The organism is uncultured Propionibacterium sp. (genome assembly GCF_963539965.1).
Taxonomy (GTDB): domain Bacteria; phylum Actinomycetota; class Actinomycetes; order Propionibacteriales; family Propionibacteriaceae; genus Propionibacterium.
Map to the genome: position 1 here is coordinate 1 of NZ_CAUTOU010000011.1, position 19,212 is coordinate 19,212.

Below are 19,212 nucleotides of genomic sequence, written 5' to 3' on the forward strand. Positions count from 1 at the left end.
GGCCCTCCGGGAAGGACGAGCTGCTCGACCTCGACGCGGGCGAACGGCGCATCGCTACGCCCGGCCGGCTCGTGCGCCGCCTGCTCCAGGCGGTGCCGGCCGGCCGCAGCAGGCTCGCCGCCGCGGTCCTGCTGGCCGTGTGCGCGAGCGGCTCCTCCGTCGGCCTGATGGGCGTGGCCGGCTGGCTGCTCAGCCGCGCCGCCGAGTACCCGCCCGTGCTGCACCTGCTCGCGGCATCCGTGCTGGTGCGCTTCTTCGGCATCGGACGGGGCGCCTTCCGCTACGCCGAGCGCCTCGTCGGCCACGACCTGGCCCTGCGCATGGAGAGCGCCCTGCGCGAGACCGTCTTCGCCAGGCTCGCCCGTACCACTCTGCTGGGGCGCCGGCGCGGTGATCTGCTCGTGCGCGTCACGGCCGATGTCGAGGGCGTTCTGGACGTCGTCGTGCGCGTGCTCGTGCCCTTCGTCAGCTCCGGTCTGGTCGTCCTCGCCGCGAGCGCCGCCCTGTGGCTCCTCTCGCCGGCCGCCGCCGTGCTGCTGTTCGTGACGAGTGTCCTGGCCGGCCTCGCCCTGCCCCGGCTCGGTCAGAGGCTGTCGGAGCAGGCCGACCGCGCCGCCGTCCCGCTGCGCGGCCGGCTCGGCGACGAGGTGCGCCGGATGGCTCGCTGCGCGCCCGAACTGGTGGCCTACGGCGACGCCGGGACCGCCCTGACCCGGTTGCGGGAGCTCGACGGCCGACTGGCCGCCGCCGAGGGCCGCGCAGCCTGGACGCGCGGCCTGGCCGCCGCCGGGCAGATGCTCATGTGCGGCATCGCCATCGTCGGCGGCCTGCTCATCGGCGCCCACGCGGTGGCGGACGGCTCGCTGCTCGGCCGCGAGCTGGCCGTCCTCGTCCTGACGCCCCTGGCGCTCAACGAGGGCTTCGCCGATCTCATCAAGGCCGCCCAGAGTCTCACCCGCGCCCACTCGGCCCTCGGACGCGTGCTGGCGCTCATGACCGAGCCTCCCGTCGGCCGCGGCGACCGGGAGACCGGCGCCGACAACGGCGTGCGCGAACTCGTGCTCGACGGTCTGTCGATCGGCTGGCCCGGCGGCCCCCTCGTCGCGACCGGCATCGGGCTGCGCGTCGGCCCCGGCGAGCGGGTGGCCGTCACCGGGCCCTCGGGCGTCGGCAAGACGACCCTGGCCGCCACGATCATGGGCCTCATCCCCCCGCGCGGGGGCCGCCTGAGCGCGCCCTCGGGCATCGGCTACCTGGCCCAGGACGCCCACATCTTCGCCACCTCCATCGCCGAGAACGTGCGCATCGGTGACAGGAACGCCACCGACGAGCGGGTGCGCGCCGCCCTCGACGCCTCCGGCCTGGCCGCGATGAGCCCCGACCGCGAGGTGGGGGAGGCCGGCGCCACCCTTTCGGGCGGCGAGGCCCGCCGGGTGGCCATGGCCCGCCTGCTCGTCAGTCGCGGGCGCAACCATCTGGTCATCCTGGACGAGCCCACCGAGCACCTCGACCACGACACGGCCGAGGCGCTCATGCGCGACGCCTGGGCCGGCGTGGCGGGGGCCGGGGCGCTGGTCATCACCCATGACCCGGGCCTGGTGGAGGCCTGCGATCGGCGGGTGCGGCTGCGTTCGGCGGTGCGGGTCTGAGCGGCCCGGGGGCGTGGCTCAGCGCGCCGCCCTGATCGGGAACTCGGCGTCGGGCTCGTGGGTGATGCGGTTGCGCAGGTCGCGGCGCACGATCTCGATCGACCACATCCACACGACGTGGCCGAGCGCCTCGGAGAAGTGCTCCGACCAGCTCTGGCCGCCGGCGACCCACGGGAAGGGCGAGGGGACGAGGCCGGCGAGGGGCATGAGGACCAGGTGCGCGCCGACCCAGACGAGCAGTCCGAAGGCGGCGCCCTGCCACAGCTTGACCCTGGGGAAGTACTCGGCGGCGATGCAGTAGAAGAGCGCGAGGGCGATCGCGAAGGCGAAGTGGACGATGAAGGAGTAGATCGGCAGCTCGTTGAGGTTGAAGGACACGGTCGTGTGGGCCTGCTCCGCGCTCATGCCGAACCAGTGCTCGAGCATGGTCTGCGGGGGATTGGTGGCGTTGCGCTCGGGGGTGCGCGGCGGGAAGGGCACCTCCCAGCCGAACTTGACGATGGCGGAGAAGAGGCCGGCGACGACGCCGACGAGGGCTGCCGTCCCGACGCGGCGGCGCGCCGGATCGGTCCTGCCGGGCAGATGCCTGGGCGACTCGGTCATGAATGCCTCCTTGGGAACCGGTGCGGGGCCGGCGGAGGGGCGCTGCGGGAGCGGGGGTGGAGCCTCTTCGCTGTACCGCCACTGTGTCATGCGGCGGTCCCGTCCGTCCAGGACGGACGATCCCCCGGTGCCGTGGCCTCCCGGCCGCGGCGCAATAGACTCGGGGGCATGCTCGTTGCCTTCTCGATAAGCCCCTCCAACGGCGATGACGCCCACGGCTATGTGCACGATGCGGTGGCCGCCGCGGTCAGGGTGGTCCGCGAGTCGGGTCTGCCCAACGAGACCAACGCCATGTTCACGAACATCGAGGGCGACTGGGACGAGTGCATGCGGGTCGTCCACGACGCCTGCGAGGCGGTGGCCGCCGTGAGCCCGCGCGTCTCGCTCGTGCTCAAGGCCGACATCCACACCGGCTTCACCGGCGAGATGACCGGCAAGCTCGACCGCTTGGACGAGGCCCTCGGCAGGCTGGGCTGACGGTCGGCCCGGCGCGGCGGGTTCCCGCCTGTCGAGCCCCCGGGTTCTGCGGAGGCTGCTCTCCGGCTTGCGAATCCGCCGCACCTTCGATCGATCATGGGAGGTTACGGGGCCCCGGCCTCAGAACAGCTCATTCGTCTTGGGAAAGGGGCATGATCTCGATGTCCAACAGCAGTCGCTCTTATTTGAAGGTATTCTTCGTCATGGTGTTCATCGCTGCTGCGGTGAAGAGCATCTGTTCGCAAGATTTGATTGTCGGGATGATCTTCGTCCTGGGCGGCGTTTCCCTGGGCTGCAACCTTGCGCGGGATCACTTCAGGACTCGACGTGAAAACGGTTCATCATCTGAATCCCTGTGACCGTCGGAAGATTATGTCCATGGAACCAGTTTCCCCTCTGCTGACGATCGAAGGCCTTGCGGCGTGGTACGAGCGGGATCACCCAGTGCTCAAGGACATCTGCCTCGAGATTCACTCCGGGGAAGTGGTCGGACTGCTCGGAGCCAATGGCGCTGGGAAAACCACTCTCCTGCAGTCGATCTGCTCCGTACACAGGATGATGGATTGCCAGAGGTTCCTCCTCAACGGGAAACCGTCCAGCCCCCGGAGCGAGACGTTCAAACGCCAACGGTATCTGAGTCTGACTGAGGACACATCCTTCCCGACGTGGAACCTGTCCAATTTCATCCGGTTCATCGAACGAGTGTACAGAATACCGCATGACGCGACCAGGCTTGACTCCCTGATACGGGGATTCCACTTCGAGGGTTACCGGGCAACCGCGTTCTCTGAGCTGTCGAGCGGGTCGCGGAAGAAGGCCAACCTGATAACCGCATTCTACGTCCCTGTGCCCCTGCTGCTGCTCGATGAGCCGGTTGACTTCTTGGACTTCATGGCAACTGAATTCCTTTACGACTCCATCGTGGCCGCTCGGGCCGAGGGGCAGTCCATCCTTCTCAGTTCCCACATCGCCGAGTCCTTCACCAGATGCAGCAGTCGTATCCATGTGCTGAAGAACGGCGTCCTCAACGGCCCGTTCCCGACACCAGGGGATCCCCATGACGTGGCATCGCTCATCGGATAGGAAGAGCGCCCTCATCGCGCTCAGCGGGCAGTTCATCACCGTTCGCTCCCTGCTGCGGGGGCCTCGTTGAGTGCAGCTTCAGCGTTTCTCGCCCTGAACATCAGGATCCACGTGGGAATGGGGGTCGTCATTGCATCGCTGTGCGTGGCCTCGTTGGGGGCGGCGTCAACGATCAACAGGACTTGGATCAGCACACAGAAATGGGCGGTCCTGCGAGCATTCCCGATCAGGGAGACCATCCTCATCCGTCAGACCGCGCTCATCGCCGCGGGAGTTCTGGCGCTCGACGTGGCGTGTCCGATCACGCTGTTCGCGGCATTGTCAACGGACTGCCCCGACGCCGGGGAGATCTGCTGCGCGGCCCTGTTCGGAGTCGGATCAGCGATGATGTCCGTTCTCGCCCTGTCCGCCACGACAAGACGCACGGGAGCGACCCTGCTGGTGGTCTTGCTCGCCTCTGCCGCTCTCGGAACCAGGCATGCCGGTATCGGCGCGGTACTCATCGTGGTCTCGGCGACCGCGGGCCTTGTCGTGGTTCGCGACCTCGGCATCCCGCTCAAAGCCGCAAGACACGTGGCCGCAGGCTCCAGCATTCTGCTCGGAGAATTGCGATCCAGTACGATGGCGCTCGCGAACACCATCGGCCTCGTTGTCATGAGCGCCGTCTTCACCGCCACGATGATCGACCAAGGGGTCCCTTCTCCTCTGGGGATGGCCGTCGTCACCGCAAACACCCCTCTCAACTCGTACTTCTCACGGAACCCCGGCACCTATTCGGTGATCGTCGCTGCCCCCAGGTCGGACATGGTCTTCGCGCGGTACTATCTGGGTGTCTGCGTCTTTTACGCATTGAGCGAGGCCCCGGCCGGCATCATGCTGATCCGTGCAGGAACGAGGGCGTTCGTCGTCTGCGCGGAATCCGCCGTCTGCGCCGCGGCGGCTGCACTCGTCGCGTGGATGCTGGAGAGACTCCTGCCCGTCACCTCGTGGAAGTCCGAGAGAGAAGTGCTCCGCCACCCCCGGAAATATCTTCCGCCCGTCGCCGGACTGGTGGCGGTGACACTCGGGATGCTCGCAGCCTCACTGACATGATCCCGAACCACGTCGGTCGCAGGCGCGGGGTCCTCACCGATCCTTCGACATAGAGACATAGAGGGGCCCGGCAGGACGTCTTGTCCTCCGGTCCCCGCTTCCTGACTCATGCCGTTTCGATGTGCCGGCCGGGCAGGCGAGAACAGGGGGCGCTGCGACCGCCGGAACTCTCAGCGGTTCATCCGCGGATGTTTCCAGGGACGGGCAATTCTTGAATTGCTATGAGGCGAGCCTCACCTTCATCGCGGTGCGTCCGCGAGGGCCTAGCCATGGGTTATCCCCTCTCGCTGCCGGTCCGCTGCCGGTGCCGCGGGCGAGCGGCACTGAGAGAATTGAGGCGAGCCTCACCGGAACCGGGTCTCACCAGGACAGCGCCTCGGTGCCGCTGGAGGACCGGCGAGGAGGCCATGGTTCGGGAGGGATGGTTCAGAGGTGCGCTGATCGGGCCGGGGACGGCCCCCAGCGGGCTGGAGAGAATGCTTCGAATCCCCCGTCAGGGGTTACATCCCGCGCGTTCTGATGTAGTTTGGGACCAGACCGGTCCGTTGCCTGTGTCAGGGTTCGGTCCGTCCCGGCACAGGCTCGCCGGAGAGTCAGTGGCCGGGGCCCTGCGTCTGCTCGTGGGTTCTTGGCGCGGGTTCGCCGAGGCCCCGCTCACCGTGGAGTCCCGCTCAGCCGAGGTAGAGGAATAAGGTTCGCCATGACCACCGAACGTCGCGACATCACAATGCTGCCCGATCTTGCGACCAGCTCCGGCCGCGTCGGGCCGATCCGCACGCGCATGCCGATCTACGTGGATCTGCTGCCGCCGTGCAACAACGCCTGCCCTGCCGGGGAGAACTGCCAGGAGTGGCTGCGCCTGGTCAAGGAGACCAGTCCCGAGAACGCCTGGCGTCAGCTCGTGCGCGACAACCCGTTCCCGGCCATCCACGGCCGCGTCTGCTACCACCCGTGCGAGACCGCCTGCAACCGCGCCGAGCTCGACCAGGCCGTCTCCATCCACTCCGTCGAGCGCTACCTGGGCGACATGGCCATCGCGCGCGGCTGGAGGTTCAACCGCCCCCGCAACAACACCGGCTGCCGCGTCCTCGTCATCGGTGCCGGACCGGCCGGGCTGTCCGCCGCCTACCATCTGGCCCGCCTCGGCCACGAGGTCGAGATCCACGACGCCGGCGAGAAGGCGGGCGGCATGATGCGCTACGGCATCCCCGAGTACCGCCTGCCGCGCGACGTCGTCGACGCCGAGATCGCCCGCATCGAGGAGCTGGGCGTCAGGATCGTCCTCAATCACCCGGTCGAGGACCTCATGGCCGAGCAGAGCGGCGGCAACTTCGACGCCGTCTTCGTCGCCGTCGGCGCCCACCTGTCGCGTCGCGTGGAGATCCCCAGCCAGGACGCCGGCCGCATGGTCGACGCCGTCGAGTTCCTGCGCGACGTCGCCAGCGGCGACAAGCCCGTCATCGGCCGCCGCGTCGCCGTCTACGGCGGCGGCAACACCGCCATGGACGCCGCCCGCGTGGCCCGCCGCCTGGGTGCCGAGGACGCGGTGATCATCTACCGTCGCACCGAGGCGCAGATGCCTGCCCACAAGGAGGAACTCGACGAGGCCGAACGCGAGGGCGTCCAGGTGCACTGGCTGCGGACCATCAACCAGATGGACGCCGAGGGCATCGAGGTCGAGGTCATGGAGCTCGACGGGGCCGGCAGGCCCCACGGCACCGGGAGGTTCGAGAAGCTCGCGGCCGACACCGTCATCATGGCCGTCGGCCAGGTCGCCGACACCGGGTTCCTGCAGAAGATCCCCGGCATGCGGTTCAACGGCGACGTCGTGCGCGTCGACCCCGCCACGCTCATGACGGACGTGCCCGGCATCTTCGCCGGCGGCGACGCCGTTCCCTCCGAGCGCACCGTCACCGTCGGCGTCGGCCACGGCAAGCGCGCCGCCAAGCAGATCGACACCTGGCTCAACCGCCAGAACCCCGCTCCGCGCGTCAAGCACCCGATCGTCCACTTCGACGACCTGCACCTGTGGTACTTCGGCGACCACCCGCGCGAGGTCCAGGCCGAGCTCGACCCGAGCGAGCGCGTCGTCGACTTCGGCGAGGTCGTCAAGGGCCTGACCGAGGACGAGGCCGTCTTCGAGGCCCGCCGCTGTCTCAGCTGCGGCAACTGCTTCGAGTGCGACGGCTGCTTCGGCTCCTGTCCCGAGGACGCCATCATCAAACTCGGCAAGGGCCACCGCTACCGCTTCGACTACGAGAAGTGCACCGGCTGCGGCACCTGCTTCGAGCAGTGCCCGGCCCACGCCATCGAAATGATTCCGGAGAAGTGATCGCCATGAGCACGACAACCACGACCCGCGGCCCGATCCCCGGTTCGAGCGGCATGCCCGCCGACGACTCGATCCCCACGGGCGAGGCCGCCAGCGCCACGCCCTCGCCCGTCGACGCCGCCGAGCGGTCCCGCGACGCCGCCGAGGGCGTCCAGGAGACCCGCGAGGAGCGCGACCGGCGCAACCAGTTGATCTGCGATGGCAACACGGCGGCCTCCGACGTCGCCTTCCGCATCAACGAGCTCTGCTCGATCTACCCGATCACCCCGAGCTCGCCGATGGCCGAGCTCGCCGACGAGTGGGCCGCCGGGGACCGCCCCAACATCTGGGGCCAGGTGCCGCACGTCATGGAGATGCAGTCCGAGGGCGGCGCCGCCGGCGCCCTGCACGGCGCCCTGCAGGGCGGCGCGCTGTCCACGACCTTCACGGCCTCCCAGGGCCTGCTGCTCATGATCCCGAACATGTACAAGATCGCCGGCGAGCTCACCAGCACGGTCATGCACGTGGCGGCCCGCTCGCTCGCCACGCAGGGCCTGTCGATCTTCGGCGACCACTCCGACGTCATGGCCTGCCGCCAGACCGGCTGGGCCATGCTGTGCTCGACCGGCGTGCAGCAGTGCCACGACAATGCGCTCATCGCCCAGGTCGCCACGCTGCGCTCGCGCGTGCCCTTCATGCACTTCTTCGACGGCTTCCGCACCAGCCACGAGCTCAACACCTGCATCCAGCTCACCGACGACGAGCTGCGCCGGATGGTGCCCGACTCGCTCATCCGCGCGCACCGCGAGCGCGCCCTGAGCCCCGAGCACCCGTTCATCCGCGGCACCGCCCAGAACCCCGATGTCTACTTCCAGGGCCGCGAGGCGGCCAACAAGTACTACAACGCCGTCCCGGGCATCGTCCAGGAGGCCATGGACGACTTCGCGGCGCTGACCGGCCGCCAGTACCACCTGGTCGACTACCTGGGCGCCCCCGACGCCGACCGCGTCATCGTCGTCATGGGCTCGGGCGCCGAGACCGTCCAGCAGACCGTCACCAGGCTCAACGAGCAGGGCGCCAGGGTCGGCCTGCTCGTCGTGCGCCTGTACCGCCCGTTCCCGGCCGCCCAGCTGCTGGCCGCGCTGCCGCCCACCGTGAGGCGCATCGCCGTGCTCGACCGCACCAAGGAGCCCGGCTCCAACGGCGAGCCGCTGTTCCTGGACGTGGCCACCACGCTGTCCGAGGCCTACTCGGCCGGCGAGCGAGCCGACCTGCCCGTCGTCATCGGCGGGCGTTACGGCCTGTCGAGCAAGGAGTTCACCCCCGGCATGTGCGCGGCCGTCTTCGACGAGCTGGCCAAGGACAGGCCCAGGCGCCGCTTCACCATCGGCATCACCGACGACGTGACGAACCTGTCGATCCCGTGGGACGACAGCGTCGACCTGGAGGACCCGCTCACCCGGCGCGCCGTCTTCTACGGCATCGGCTCGGACGGCACCGTCGGCGCCAACAAGAACACCATCAAGATCCTCGGGCACGAACCGGGCATCTACGCCCAGGGCTACTTCGTCTACGACTCGAAGAAGTCCGGTGGGCGCACCACCAGCCACCTGCGCTTCGGGCCCGACCCGATCAAGGCCCCCTACCTGGTCACCCAGGCCGGTTTCATCGGCGTCCACCACTGGGCCGATCTGGAGCGCATCGACGTGCTGGTCTTCGCCCGCAAGGGCGCGATGGTGCTCATCAACTCGCCGTACCCGGCCGAGGAGGTCTGGGACCGCCTGCCCGCCCCGATGCAGGCCAAGATCATCGACCTGGATCTGCAGGTGTACGCGATCGACGCCGGAGCCGTGGCGCGCCAGGTGGGCCTGGGCAATCGCACCAATACGGTGCTGCAGACCTGCTACTTCGCGATCTCGGGCGTCCTGCCCGCCGACCATGCGATCGCGGCCATCAAGGACTCGATCACCAAGACCTATGCCAAGAAGTCGATGGACATCGTGAACAAGAACCACGCCGCCGTCGACGCCGCCCTGGAGCACCTGCACCGGATCGAGATGCCGGCCCGGGTCACGGGCACGACCGGTTATCTGCCGCCCGTGCCCGACTCGGCGCCCGACTTCGTCAAGGACGTCACCGCGGCCATGATGACCGAGCGCGGCGAGACCCTGCCGGTCTCGAAGGTGCCGGCCGACGGCTCGTACCCCTCGGGCACCACCCGCTTCGAGAAGCGCAACGTGTCGGAGATCATCGCGGTGTGGGACGAGGAGAACTGCATACAGTGCGGCAACTGCTCGTTCGTCTGCCCGCACGGCGTGCTGCGCGCCAAGTACTACGAGCCGGGCGTGCTGGACGACGCCCCGGCCAGCTTCCAGTCCATGCCGCTGGACGCCGCCGGCCTGCCCGACGTGCGCTACACGCTGCAGGTCTTCGCCGAGGACTGCACCGGCTGCGGCCTGTGCGTCGAGGCCTGCCCGGTCCATCCGATCGGCCGGCCCCAGCGCAAGGCCATCAACCTGGAGGCCGTTCTCGACCGGACCGATGAGCGCGCCAACGTCGAGTTCTTCCAGAAGATCCCCAACCCGCAGCGCACCCGCGTGAACTTCGGCTCGGTGCGCGGCACCCAGTTCCTGGAGCCGCTGTTCGAGTTCTCCGGCGCCTGCCCCGGCTGCGGCGAGACGCCGTACCTCAAACTGCTCACCCAGCTGTTCGGCGACCGCGCGCAGGTGGCCAACGCCACCGGCTGCTCGTCCATCTACGGCGGCAACCTGCCGACCACGCCGTGGGCGAAGAACACCGAGGGACGCGGCCCGAGCTGGAGCAACTCGCTGTTCGAGGACAACGCCGAGTTCGGCCTGGGCATGCGCCTGGCGGCCGATCTGCACCAGGAGCTGGCCCGCCAGCGCCTGTCCGAGCTGCGTCCGGTGATCGGCGACGACGATCTTGTCGAGACGCTGCTGGGCGCCGAGCAGTCCTTCGAGTCCGAGCTGCGCGCCCAGGCCAGGCGCGTCGAGGCCCTCAAGGGCCGGCTGACCGCCATTGCCGCCGACCCGTCGGTCGATGAGGCCACTCGCGTCCGCATCGAGGACCTGCGCTCGGTCGCCGACGATCTGCTGCGCCGCTCGGTGTGGATCGTCGGCGGCGACGGCTGGGCCTACGACATCGGTTCGGGCGGCGTCGACCATGTGCTCGCCTCGGGGCGGGACATCAACGTGCTCGTGCTGGACACCGAGGTGTACTCGAACACCGGCGGCCAGGCGTCCAAGTCGACGCCGATGGGCCAGGTGGCGAAGTTCGCCACCGCCGGCAAGGTGACGAACAAGAAGGACATGGCCATGCAGGCCGTCTCCTACGGGGACGTCTACGTGGCGCGCGTGGCCCTGGGCGCCGACCCGGAGCAGACGCTGAAGGCCTTCCGCGAGGCGGAGGCCTACCACGGCCCCAGCCTGATCATCGCCTACAGCCACTGCATCTCGCACGGTTTCAACATGCGCCTCGGTCTGGAGCAGCAGTACAAGGCGGTGGCTTCCGGCCACTGGCCGCTGTTCCGGTACAACCCCGAGACCCGCAACGCCGGCGGCAACCCGTTCCTGCTGGACTCGGCCCGTCCCCGCATCCCGCTGGTGGAGTACCGCAAGAACGAGCTGCGCTTCAAGATGCTCATGACCAAGGACCCGGACGAGGCCAAGCGCCTCACCGACATCGCGCAGGAGCAGGTGAACCGTCGCTGGGCCGACTACGAGGAGATGGCCTCGCGGCCGGCCGAGATGTTCGCCTCCGGCGCCCGGAGGGAGTCCTGAGATGGCCGTGGAGTTCGACGAGGCCCTGAGGGCCGCCGCAGCGTCCGCCGCCGCCAAATCGGCGGCGGGCAACGGCGCCACCGATCTGCTCATGGCCGCTGACCAGTTGAATGTCCAGGTCAACATGCCGGCCGAGACCGAGCTGTCGACGGACTACATGGGCCTGCGCCTGCCCTCGCCCCTGGTGGCCTCGGCGGGGCCGCTGTCGCAGTCGGTCGATCAGATGAAGGAGCTGGAGGAGTCCGGCGTCGGCGCGATCGTCATGTTCTCGCTGTTCGAGGAGCAGCTGCGGCACGAGGAGGCCAGGCTCGTCGAGGCGGCCGAGGAGCACGCCGACAGCTTCGCCGAGGCGCTGAGCTTCTTCCCGACCCCGCCGAGCAACGAGCTGGGCGAGACCGGCAACTATCTGTCGTTGCTCGAGAGGGGTGCGAACGCGCTGTCGGTGCCGCTCATCGCCAGCCTCAACGGGGCCAGGAGCGGCGGCTGGACGACCACGGCCCGCCGGATGCAGGACGCCGGCGCCGCGGCCATCGAGCTGAACGTCTACTTCGTGCCCGGCGATCTGTCGATGAGCGGCGCCGAGGTCGAGGAGCGCCACCTGGAGATCCTGCAGGCGGTGAAGGACGTCGTGTCCGTGCCGGTCGCGGTGAAGCTCTCGCCGTACTTCTCGAATCTCGGCCGGATGGCCGGCGGCCTCGATGAGGCCGGCGCCGATGCGCTGGTGCTGTTCAACCGCTTCCTGCAGCCGGACATCGACATCCACCGCAAGGGGGTCGTCTCGGGCTTCGAGCTGTCGAGGCCCGACGAGGGGCGCCTGCCCCGCACCTGGCTGGCGGTGCTGCACGGCAGGGTCGGGGCCTCGCTGGCCGCCACGAGCGGCGTGGAGACCTCGGCCGATGTGATCAAGGCCCTGCTGGCCGGCGCCGACGTGGTGATGACCACCTCGGCGCTGATCCGCCACGGCGCCGGCTACGCCGCCGAGCTCGTCGACGGTCTGCGCCGCTATCTCGGCCGCAACCGGCTGAGCCTGGCCCGGGCGCGGGGCATGCTCGCCGTGCCGTCCGACGCCCCCATCGACGAGTACGAGCGCTCCGGCTATGTGTCGGCGCTCGAGAAGGCCAAGCGCCGCTACGGGGTGTGAGATCGCCGGGCCCGCCGATCCTGTGTGTGCGGGCCCGGTGCGTCCTCTGCCGGGGTGATTGGTGAACGCCGGGGCCGGCCCCGACGCGTCGTTCAGGAGTAGTCGTTCCGGTCCGGCGATGCCTCCAAGCACCCGCGATCGAGATTGGTGTTCCAGACGCGTCTGCCCCCATCCGGTCTCAGGCTCCCGCCGGATGGGTTGCCCTCCTTGCGGGCGCTCCTGTTGAACCAGCTCGCGGTCTCGACCCTGGCCACGGCGGGGTTCTCGGGTCTCATGTCGACGATGGCGTTGAGGGTCGGTACGAGGTCGGTGTCCCCGGAGGCGAGGATGACCGGATCGACGCCGGGGAGCAGCGCTCGGCGCGGGCAGGTCGGGGCGACCAGGACATCGATGCCCTTCTCCCGGCCCGGCCCCGTGGGGATCTTGTGCCCGCATGAATCCTTCGCCGGGACTCCCTCGGCGGTCGGGTGGAAAGAGTACTTGAGATCGCGGAGCACCACGGTCGTCCCGTCGAGTCGCCACTGCCGTGCCTGGGCGGAGCATCGACGGTTCTGCTCCCAGTCGTAGTGGCCGTGGGAAGCCCGCGGAACGCGATGACCTCCTCGAGCAGGGCGGCGGGGTATTCATCCCCGGTTGGGCGGTGGGGAGCAATGCATCGGATGTGCGCTCTCACCCAGGAGGTGTCAACCTCTCACGGATGACTGCCGCCTCGTGGGCTGCGTCGCGTGCGTCGGACCTCCCGGGCCGGTGCGCGCGGACGCGGACGTCGCCGCTCGCCCGGGGGCATCCCGGGGACGCCTCCGGGCCACCTGTCCGAGCCGGACCCCGCACAGCCCACGAGGCCGGCCCGCGCCCCGGCGACCCGCCAGACCGGACGAGACCGCCGAACGACCCCGGGAACGACCCGCCCCGGTCCCGAACTCCCTCAGAAGGCCCGAAAGGGCTCGATCCCGGCGTAGGAGGCGGCCGCGCCCTCGGCGAGGACGGCGGTCGATCCGGCGCGCATCCCCGCCTCGACGGCCCCGGGGAAGTCCGATCCGGTGGCGAGGGCGGCTGCGAGCGTGCCCACACTGGCATCGCCGGCCCCGGTCGTATCAACGACGGGGCCCAGGTCGAGAGCGGGCACGTGCTCGCTCCGGTCGCCGTCCGACCATGCCGCACCGTGCTCCCCCAGGGTGACGAGCGCGAGGCGGGGCCCCAGGTCCACGAGTGCGGTCGCCGCGTCGAGGGCGCTGTCCGCATCTCTCGGCGCCGGGCGGTCGAGGACGACCCCGGCCTCGGTCTCATTGACGACGACGCAGTCGACCAGGGCGAGGACTTCCGGGGCGGCCCTGTAGGCGGGGGCGACGTTGAAGACGATACGGGCGCCGGCCCGGTGCGCCCAGGAGATCACCTGCTCGTTGACCCCTGCGTCGATCTCTCCCTGCAGGACGACGACGTCCTCACGGGACGGTTCGACGGCCTCGCGCGCCTGATCGGCGGTCACCCGCCCGTTCGCGCCGGCGTTCAGGACGATCGTGTTCTCGCCGGAGGCGCTCACGGTGATCATGGCGATGCCCGTGGTGGTGTCCCCGTCGACGAGCAGGTGCGACACGTCGACTCCGTGCGAGGACAGCTCGTCGCGGAGGGCCGGCCCGGACTGGTCCGCCCCCACCCTGCCGATGAAGAGGGTCTGCGCGCCGGCATGGGCGGACGCGGCGGACTGGTTCGCGCCCTTGCCGCCGAGTCGGCGGATCAGCGATGTGCCCGACAGGGTCTCGCCGGGCTCGGGCAGGCGATCGACAGTGATCGTGATGTCCTGGTTGATGGATCCGATGATGATGACGCGTCCCATGATTGGTTCCTCTGTTCGGTGGTCGACCGGACACTGCGTGTCCGGCTTGGCGCTCTGCCCTCAGGGGCGATGGTTCGGTTCCGCCACTGAGCATTCCTGACATGCGGTCATCCGGCGGCTGGAGGGGCAAGGGATCCCCGGGGCATCAGCGAGGCCCCGATCCTCTGCGAGCCCGGTCGTTCCCCGTCGATCACGGCGGACAGCATCGCCATCGCCTTACCGGCGAGCTGCTCCGGATGCCGGGTGATGGCGGTGATGGCGGGGGTGAGGAGGCTGAAGACTTCGAGATCGTCGAAGGAGACGAGGGAGACGCCCCGATCGCCGATGGCTCTTCCGGTGCCGCGGAGATGTCCGAACGCCCGAAGAGCGTGCCGGGGGTGCCCGAAGAGGACTGCGGTGGCCCCGTCCTCGAGGAACGAATCGAGGTCGGAGAGCCAGCCATCGTCATCCAGAGGGGGCGCGATCACCATGCGCGACTCGTCCGGCAGAAGTGCGCCACTGGCGTTGTCGAAGGCGAGGAGGCGCTCGCGCCCGGGCGGGGAGTCGAGTAGGGAACCGACATAGAGGATCCGCTGATGACCGAGATCCCTGAGGGCCTCCACCGCTGCGTACACGCCCGGGAGAGGATCGGCGTCCACCGATGGGGCCTTGAGCCCGTCGAGGGTGCGGTCGACGGTGATGAACGGGATCCGTTGTTCTTCGAGCCGCTCGAGCATCGGCGTCATTCCGCCGAGGGGGACGACGATCAAGCCGTCGACCTGCTCCTCCAGGAGGATTCGCAGGTGCTGATCCTGTTGACCCGGATCCTCCTGGGAGGAAGCGATGAAGACCGTGATGCCGTCGCCCAACCCCTCCGACTGGATGGATTGGGCGAGACCGGCGAAGAAGGGATCGCGGATGTCGGGCACGATCAGACCGATCGCGTTCGTCCGTGAGGTCCGCAGCGAGCGCGCTCGCAGGTTGACCCGGTAGCCGAGGGCGAGGGCGGCCGCACGGACCTTCTCGCGTGCCGCGGGGGAGGTCGCCGGGCTGTTCGTCAGGACGCGCGAGGCGGTTCCGAGCGATACGCCGGCGAGTGCGGCGACATCCTTGATGGTCGGGCGAGGGCTCATGCTCGCGGGAGCCGTCTCGACGTCTTGTGAGGAGTCCGGCGGGCCTGGCGACGCCGTGCTCTCGGGATCGTGCATGACACCCTCTTGTGGAAACGTTTCCAAACATGTTACAACGTCCATGCGAGCCTACCGGATCGTCAAGGTCGCGCATCGAGTCGGCATCGACCGATCTGCGAGGGCAGCGGGACGAGGAGGAAGGCGCGAAGACCCCGGAACCGCGACCCGAAGAAGGCGGATGCGTTGCGGGGGGGGGCGAACCGCGCGAACGAAGGAGTTTCATTGTGGCAGCATCGATCATCCTCGATTGCGACCCGGGGCACGACGACGCGATCGCGGTCCTCGTGGCGCTCGGCAGCCCTGAGGTGGACCTCATCGGCGGCAACCACGGTCTGGACGAGGTCACGTACAACGCCCGGGCGGTGTGCGAGTTGGCGGGCTTCCCCGACGTGCCCGTGCACGCCGGTGCCCGTAGGCCGCTGGTCCGCGAGGCGATCGACGCGGCTGAGATCCATGGGGGACGGGGCTCGACGGCGTGGAGCTTCCTGAACCGACCCGCGAACTCCCCGAGCGGCATGCGGTCGGCTGGATGATCGATCAGATCATGGCGCGAGAGCCCGGAACGGTCGTCCTGGTGCCCACGGGACCGCTGACGAACATCGCACTGGCGGCCAGGCTCGAGCCCCACGTCATCGACCGTGTCAAGGAGGTCGTCCTGATGGGCGGTGCGCACGGTCCCGGAAATGCGACGTCCGTGGCGGAGTTCAACATCCTGTGCGACCCTGAGGCCGCCCACATCGTCTTCAACGAATCGTGGCCGGTGACAATGATCGGGTTGGATGTCACGCACCGGGCGCTGTGCACCCACGAGGTCCAGGAACGCCTTTGCGCAGCCAACCCGAGACTTGCAGGATCCATCGGGGGACTCATGGACTTCTTCCGCGCCGCCTACCAGGATCAGCAGTCCTTCCCCGATCCGCCGGCGCATGATCCGTGCGCCGTCGCGTACGTCATCGACTCGACGATCGTCGAGACCAGGCGCGCAGCGCTCGATGTCGAGATCCGCGGGCGGATCACCTATGGCATGACGGTTGCCGACATGCGCTCCGAAGCGAGCCCGGAGTGCACGACCAGGATTGGCACAGGCCTGGACGTCGGCCGCTTCTGGAACACCGTCGAAGACGCCCTCCGCCGTCTGCCCCAGGTCTGATCAAGGCGGCAGGACGAGCCTCTTCCCCTCCCATCAGCAACCACCCTCGGAGGACCTCTCATGTATCTCGCACTCAACATCGCGGGAATCGTCATATTCCTCGCAATCGGCCTCCTCTTCTCGCATGACCGCAAGAAGATCGACTGGAAGTCCATCGGTATCCTCACAGCGCTCAACCTGGCACTCGCGTGGATCCTCACCGGCTTCCCCTGGGGCCGTGCCGCCATCCAGGCGGCCGCTGCAGCCTTCAACGAGCTCGTCGACGTCGCCTGGCGGGGCATCAACTTCGCACTTGCCAACTGGGTCGGCGCGGAGGGCGTCGATCCCCAGCCGGTGAACTTCGTGACCTCCGCGCTGCTCCCGATCCTCCTGATCCTGCCGATTTTCGACATCCTCACGTACATCGGTTTCCTGCCATGGGTCATCAAGTGGGTCGGTCGCGGTCTGAGCCTCGTCACCCGGCAGCCGAAGTTCGAGACGTTCTACTCGATCGAGATGATGTTCCTCGGTAATACGGAGGCCCCCGTTGTCTCCAAGCTCCAGCTCCAGAGGATGTCGCAGGCTCGTAACGTCGTGATCGCGATGATGACGATGAGCTGTGTGACCGCATCGATCCTCGCCTCGTACATCCGGATGATGCCCGCGGAGTACATCCTGACCGCTGTCCCGCTCAACTGCCTCAACGCCCTCATCGTGACGTCGATGCTCTACCCCGTCGACGTCCCTGCGGAAGAGGACGTCATCCACACCTACGGGGACGGCCTGGCGGAGAACGCGGGGGAACGGCTCGTGCCCGTCGCCGCTGCCTGCGAGGAGTCCGCCACTGCTCGGACCGCGGAGACGGCGCCCGCCGCTGCGGCTGCTGCGAAGCCCGGACTCGGCGCCTGGCTCGGCAGGACTTTCAAGCACGATCAGAACCGGACCAGGAAGGAGCCCTTCTTCTCCTTCCTCGGTGACTCGATCCTCAACGGCGGCAGGCTCGTCCTCATCGTCACGGCGAACGTCATCGCCTTCGTGGCCCTCGCAGCCCTCATCGACAAGGTTCTCGGCGTCATCTGGTCGCCTCTGTCCCTCGAATCGGTCCTCGGCGTCTTCATGTACGCTCCCTCGCTCCTGCTCGGACTCGATCCGTCGAGCGCTTGGGACATGTCCCAGATCATGGGCCTGAAGCTCGTCACCAACGAATTCGTCGCCATGGGCCGGGTCATGGACACCGTCACCGCGTTCCCGCCCCATTACCGAGCGGTCCTCACGGTTTTCCTGACCTCCTTCGCGAACTTCGGCACCCTCGGCATGGTCATCGGCACCTTCAAGGGCATCGTCGACAAGGAGCGCAACGACCTCATCGCGAAGAACGTCGGCCGCATGTTCCTTTCCGGAATCCTCGTCTCCCTGCTGTCCGCCGGCATGGCCGGCCTCGTCGTCTGGTGATCGGAACGGGCATGACGACGCGACGATGACCGGTCTCGACGTCGCCCTGCGGATCCTGCTCAGCCATGAGCGCACCTCGAAGCGGTGCGAGACGCGCACAAGCCAGGGACTTCTCTGGTCGATGTGATCGACTGCTGCACCAAGGCCCGCGGGACCACGTCACCGGACTTCGACGAATGCGGGCTCCATGATCCGCTCGCCGTCGCCCCCGGTCTCAACGAATTCATGACACGAATCGGATCCCCTGCGGGAATACGATGGCACGCAAGAATCGACGAAAAGAGAGAATCATGACCAGGAAGATCATTCTCGATCTCGACACGGGCATTGACGACGCGCTCGCGATCGCTTACGCCCTCGGCAGCCCGGAACTCGACCTCATCGGCATCACGGCCACTTACGGCAACGTCCTCGTCGAGCAGTCCGTGCGCAACTCGTTGGCCGTCCTCGAGATCCTGGGGCGCACGGACGTCCCCGTGTTCATCGGCGTCAGTCACTCGCGGACCGCCGATTCCTTCACCCCGGCCAGGATCTCTGCCCTTGTTCACGGCGGGAATGGCATCGGCGAGGTCGAGATCCCCGATGCGAGGCGCGTCGCCGAGCGGCGGTCGGCCGTTGACTTCATCATCGAATCGGTGCATCGGTACGGCGAGGACCTCATCTACATCCCGACCGGGGCATCGACGAACATCGTCGCCGCATTCGAGAAGGACCCGACGATCATGGACGTCATGGGGCCGATCGTCATGATGGGCGGCGCCCTGACCGTCGAGGGGAACGTGAACAGGTGGACGGAGGCGAACATCAGCCAGGATCCCGAGGCCGCGGACCTGTTGTTCCGCTCCGGGATCGAGGTGATCATGGTTGGCCTGGACGTCACGCACCAGACTCTCCTGACCAAGGCCGGGACATCGACGTGGCGCGACTCGGGCACTGAGGCCGGTCGCTTCTACGCGGACATGACCGACTACTACATCGACTTCGAGACGAGGGCCGTGGACATCGCCGGCTGCGCTCTGCACGATCCGCTCGCCGTCGCCGTGGCCGTCGATCCGAGCCTGGTCACCCTGCTCCCCATCAACATGCGGGTCGATCTGGAGGGACCGACCAGAGGCCGCACCATCGGCGATCTCGCAGGGTTGGCGAACCCTGTGAAGACGGTCGGGGCCGCCGTGGAGGTCGACGCCGAGCGCTTCCTCGAGGAGTTCATGACACGAGTCGGCTCCGTTCTGACCTGACCCGAAGCGATTCCGGTTGGCCCTCGTCCGCCGTACCGCAGGCGGGCCGCTCACGCGCCGGACGGGGTCCACGAAGCCGTCGCGTCGGCCGGCGAGGAGCACCCGGGCCCTGCCCGCGACGCGGATCGAGCCGGCCCGGGCGTGCAGTCTCACCGGCGGGTCGAGACTCCGCGGCGGGCCGGCGATGACGGTCCTGCCGGCGGCCGGGGACTGATCGGTGAGCGCGGCGGGCCG

The 19,212-nt window shown here is 68.5% G+C and carries 14 protein-coding genes and 1 pseudogene; 11 read left to right on the plus strand and 4 right to left on the minus strand.

Translation table 11 applies throughout. The features are described from left to right. The first annotated feature begins 50 nt into the window (after positions 1 to 50). Complete coding sequence (gene cydC, locus R2N01_RS03700) at positions 51 to 1,649, plus strand: thiol reductant ABC exporter subunit CydC (RefSeq protein ID WP_316668645.1); 1,599 nt, start codon at positions 51 to 53, stop codon at positions 1,647 to 1,649. Positions 1,650 to 1,667: 18 nt separating this feature from the next. On the opposite strand, the gene R2N01_RS03705 is transcribed toward cydC, so the two are convergent. Further along, a complete protein-coding gene (locus tag R2N01_RS03705; RefSeq protein ID WP_316668589.1) occupies positions 1,668 to 2,252 on the minus strand; it encodes a DUF1440 domain-containing protein in 585 nt (194 codons plus the stop codon). Positions 2,253 to 2,420: 168 nt separating this feature from the next. Between R2N01_RS03705 and R2N01_RS03710 the strand changes: the two genes are divergently transcribed. From R2N01_RS03710 to R2N01_RS03740, 7 genes are all read left to right on the plus strand, one after another. Next, positions 2,421 to 2,729, plus strand: coding sequence for a thiamine-binding protein (locus tag R2N01_RS03710; RefSeq protein WP_316668591.1), 309 nt, complete (start codon positions 2,421 to 2,423; stop codon positions 2,727 to 2,729). A 152-nt stretch (positions 2,730 to 2,881) separates the two neighbouring features. Further along, entirely contained in the window at positions 2,882 to 3,088 is a 207-nt protein-coding gene (locus tag R2N01_RS03715; protein WP_316668592.1) for a hypothetical protein, read from the plus strand. Positions 3,089 to 3,107: 19 nt separating this feature from the next. Continuing rightward, positions 3,108 to 3,812 carry an ATP-binding cassette domain-containing protein gene (locus tag R2N01_RS03720; RefSeq protein WP_316668593.1) on the plus strand — a complete coding sequence of 235 codons (705 nt, stop codon included), beginning with the start codon at positions 3,108 to 3,110 and terminating at the stop codon, positions 3,810 to 3,812. Positions 3,813 to 3,929: 117 nt separating this feature from the next. Further along, positions 3,930 to 4,904 (plus strand): hypothetical protein, encoded by a 975-nt coding sequence (locus R2N01_RS03725; RefSeq protein WP_316668594.1) that lies wholly within the window; start codon positions 3,930 to 3,932, stop codon positions 4,902 to 4,904. A gap of 700 nt (positions 4,905 to 5,604) precedes the next feature. Then, on the plus strand, positions 5,605 to 7,236 hold the full coding sequence (locus tag R2N01_RS03730) for an NAD(P)-binding protein (protein WP_316668596.1): 1,632 nt from the start codon (positions 5,605 to 5,607) through the stop codon (positions 7,234 to 7,236). Between the two features lie 5 nt (positions 7,237 to 7,241). Then, positions 7,242 to 11,015 carry a pyruvate:ferredoxin (flavodoxin) oxidoreductase gene (gene nifJ / locus R2N01_RS03735; protein ID WP_316668598.1) on the plus strand — a complete coding sequence of 1,258 codons (3,774 nt, stop codon included), beginning with the start codon at positions 7,242 to 7,244 and terminating at the stop codon, positions 11,013 to 11,015. Between the two features lie 124 nt (positions 11,016 to 11,139). Then, positions 11,140 to 12,156: a dihydroorotate dehydrogenase-like protein gene (locus R2N01_RS03740; RefSeq protein WP_316668647.1), complete on the plus strand. Its 1,017-nt coding sequence runs from the start codon at positions 11,140 to 11,142 to the stop codon at positions 12,154 to 12,156. Between the two features lie 92 nt (positions 12,157 to 12,248). On the opposite strand, the gene R2N01_RS03745 is transcribed toward R2N01_RS03740, so the two are convergent. From R2N01_RS03745 to R2N01_RS03755, 3 genes are all read right to left on the minus strand, one after another. Continuing rightward, positions 12,249 to 12,656 (minus strand): hypothetical protein, encoded by a 408-nt coding sequence (locus R2N01_RS03745; RefSeq protein ID WP_316668599.1) that lies wholly within the window; start codon positions 12,654 to 12,656, stop codon positions 12,249 to 12,251. Between the two features lie 425 nt (positions 12,657 to 13,081). Next, a complete protein-coding gene (locus R2N01_RS03750; RefSeq protein WP_316668601.1) occupies positions 13,082 to 13,990 on the minus strand; it encodes a ribokinase in 909 nt (302 codons plus the stop codon). A 107-nt stretch (positions 13,991 to 14,097) separates the two neighbouring features. Further along, positions 14,098 to 15,102: a LacI family DNA-binding transcriptional regulator gene (locus R2N01_RS03755; RefSeq protein ID WP_316668603.1), complete on the minus strand. Its 1,005-nt coding sequence runs from the start codon at positions 15,100 to 15,102 to the stop codon at positions 14,098 to 14,100. Between the two features lie 104 nt (positions 15,103 to 15,206). On the opposite strand from R2N01_RS03755, the pseudogene R2N01_RS03760 reads away from it, so the two are divergent. From R2N01_RS03760 to R2N01_RS03770, 3 genes and pseudogenes are all read left to right on the plus strand, one after another. After that, positions 15,207 to 16,309 (plus strand): annotated as a pseudogene (locus R2N01_RS03760) (nucleoside hydrolase). A gap of 60 nt (positions 16,310 to 16,369) precedes the next feature. Further along, positions 16,370 to 17,740, plus strand: coding sequence for a nucleoside transporter C-terminal domain-containing protein (locus R2N01_RS03765; RefSeq protein WP_316668605.1), 1,371 nt, complete (start codon positions 16,370 to 16,372; stop codon positions 17,738 to 17,740). Between the two features lie 290 nt (positions 17,741 to 18,030). Then, the gene (locus tag R2N01_RS03770; RefSeq protein WP_316668608.1) at positions 18,031 to 18,978 is read left to right on the plus strand and encodes a nucleoside hydrolase; all 948 of its coding nucleotides are present in this window, start codon (positions 18,031 to 18,033) and stop codon (positions 18,976 to 18,978) included. Positions 18,979 to 19,212: the final 234 nt, after the last annotated feature.

Coding starts and splice junctions, on each gene's coding strand:
- R2N01_RS03705 (WP_316668589.1), bottom strand. CDS start 2,252: ATGACCGAGTCGCCCAGGCATCTGCCCGGCAGGACCGATCCGGCGCGC.
- R2N01_RS03710 (WP_316668591.1), top strand. CDS start 2,421: ATGCTCGTTGCCTTCTCGATAAGCCCCTCCAACGGCGATGACGCCCAC.
- R2N01_RS03715 (WP_316668592.1), top strand. CDS start 2,882: ATGATCTCGATGTCCAACAGCAGTCGCTCTTATTTGAAGGTATTCTTC.
- R2N01_RS03720 (WP_316668593.1), top strand. CDS start 3,108: ATGGAACCAGTTTCCCCTCTGCTGACGATCGAAGGCCTTGCGGCGTGG.
- R2N01_RS03725 (WP_316668594.1), top strand. CDS start 3,930: ATGGGGGTCGTCATTGCATCGCTGTGCGTGGCCTCGTTGGGGGCGGCG.
- R2N01_RS03730 (WP_316668596.1), top strand. CDS start 5,605: ATGACCACCGAACGTCGCGACATCACAATGCTGCCCGATCTTGCGACC.
- nifJ (WP_316668598.1), top strand. CDS start 7,242: ATGAGCACGACAACCACGACCCGCGGCCCGATCCCCGGTTCGAGCGGC.
- R2N01_RS03740 (WP_316668647.1), top strand. CDS start 11,140: ATGCCGGCCGAGACCGAGCTGTCGACGGACTACATGGGCCTGCGCCTG.
- R2N01_RS03750 (WP_316668601.1), bottom strand. CDS start 13,990: ATGGGACGCGTCATCATCATCGGATCCATCAACCAGGACATCACGATC.
- R2N01_RS03755 (WP_316668603.1), bottom strand. CDS start 15,102: ATGAGCCCTCGCCCGACCATCAAGGATGTCGCCGCACTCGCCGGCGTA.
- R2N01_RS03765 (WP_316668605.1), top strand. CDS start 16,370: ATGTATCTCGCACTCAACATCGCGGGAATCGTCATATTCCTCGCAATC.
- R2N01_RS03770 (WP_316668608.1), top strand. CDS start 18,031: ATGACCAGGAAGATCATTCTCGATCTCGACACGGGCATTGACGACGCG.